Raw genomic sequence first — 1897 nt, forward strand, 5'->3', positions numbered from 1 at the left:
TCATTATGTAAACTAAATTTTAATGAGTAAAGATAATCCTTAAAGTAGTCTGATTACAAGCCCATAAGAAAAGCACCATAGCTGCTAAAATAGGGAATCCTCATTTCTGGAGCAATAGCTCCTTCAAAAATATAGAATATAATCGTAAAAAAGCCCTCACAAACTCGAACCACTATTTATTTTTAATTGCCTAAGAATGAGCCAATAGCATGAACCGCTTAAGGAGGGTGAATCGCTATGCTGCTAGGATTCAGCCTCCTTCGAAAACGGTCAAGGTAATTCATGGCAATCTCAAGCTTAGGAGAGTATTCGTTTTTCGCCTTCAATTTCTTGAATAGGACTAATATTTTGTGTAAACTCAAGGGTGCCCATATACTCTCCATCCTCACTTCTTATAGCGAAATAGCGAATGTATACATATTTGTCCTGAAACTTAATCCAGAAATCCTCACAATCTTTGTTTCCAGCTTTAAAATCTTCTAAGAGTTTTTCAACGATATGAACGCTTTTTGGAGGATGGCAGTTTTGAACTGTTCTGCCTATTACTGCTTTCGTGCGAGCAAAAATCCGCTCTTTTCCATGGGAGAAGTAACGTACCACATCATCCTGATCAATGAATGTAATATCCACGGGCAAGTGATTCATGATCAGCTCTAATTGCTTTAAAGAGAGAATGCCTGTTTCCAAACGAATAAACCCTTCAGATATAGACTGTTGTGCGATAGCTTGTCTTTCAGGCTTCCATACGCCGGCAGGGCCTGTTAAGCAAAAGCCAATCTCATCACTTTCATGAGCAATTTTAATCCATTCGTCTTCCGTAAGATTTTGTAATGCCATTGGAAATAAGATATTTTCCTCTTTAAAAATCATTTCATTGACTTCGCGGATAACAAAAGAAAGGCCATCTAAGACTGCTTTTTTATCTCCATTATAGTTTGTTAATTTTTGTTTAACATTTTTAATGCTATTACGAATGCCATCGTCGACTCCCCACATGACTTTTGTTGGCCCATAGATGCCATATTTCTCTAAGAAAGGGAAAAGTAAATTCTCTTTTCGGCTGTAATGTTTATCGATATCCAGCAACATATTTACGTCTTCCATAAGCAAATAAACGTTTTCTTTCTTATCTTCTTTTTCAAAATGCTCATAATGCTGCTTTAGTTTGAAGTTCACCAGATGATTTATTTCTTTATTCTCAAGCTTAAAGGTATGAATCGGATGGCCAGGTTGGTCTTCTGGTTTTTCTGATCTATGGATTTCCTCAATGGAACCTTTAAAAATGGCTGCATGAACCGAGCATAAGCGCTGTACCTCTTCAACTGGAATTCCTTCTTCCTCCATGAGAGCTTGTTCCAGTTGAGAAATTTCTGCAACCGTAATATTCCCAACAGCTTCTTCAAATTGAGCCTTCACATCTTCTACACTTTTCCCTTGATGAAGATTTTTTATAATTTTTTTTAAAATAGCTTGCCTTTCAAATGTATTCATGCTTTTTTGTTCACGATTATTAATTATTTCACTCATAGGAATTCTCCTTTACTTTTTGCTTTGTGCTTATAATTTGATAAAGAACCAACGCGATCTATTTACCTAAAACCAATCAATTCGCCAGTGTACTCACCTACAGCAATGAGTGATAGTAATTCTCAATGAAAGTGTAGCATAGAGAGAATGAAAAGTTTGTGAGTGAAATCACAAACTTTTTTAAGGCTTTACTAGAATTTGTGTAAGGAAGCTGATGGGGGATAGCACTTAGGCTATGAAATGATGCATCTTATCAAACTTGAAGGATGAACTTCTTATTTTGAAAGATTAGGCGGGGGAGGTTTCCATTATGCGATTTCTTCCTGCAATCTTTCTGGAGTCAGAATAAAGAATCCGTTTTCATCAATAT

Annotated in this window: 1 protein-coding gene; it reads right to left on the reverse strand. The window is 36.2% G+C overall.

Annotated elements, in window-relative coordinates:
* Nucleotides 1–297: 297 nt before the first annotated feature.
* Nucleotides 298–1527 (reverse strand): DUF438 domain-containing protein, encoded by a 1230-nt coding sequence (locus AYJ08_RS22615; protein WP_064019553.1) that lies wholly within the window; start codon nucleotides 1525–1527, stop codon nucleotides 298–300.
* Nucleotides 1528–1897 lie beyond the last annotated feature (370 nt).

Origin of the sequence: Brevibacillus sp. SKDU10 (assembly GCF_001645205.1) — a bacterium.
In the GTDB taxonomy this organism is placed as follows: domain Bacteria; phylum Bacillota; class Bacilli; order Brevibacillales; family Brevibacillaceae; genus Brevibacillus_B; species Brevibacillus_B halotolerans.

Bases quoted from the DNA above. Each gene is read 5' to 3' on its own strand.
- AYJ08_RS22615 (WP_064019553.1), bottom strand. From the start codon at position 1,527: ATGAGTGAAATAATTAATAATCGTGAACAAAAAAGCATGAATACATTT.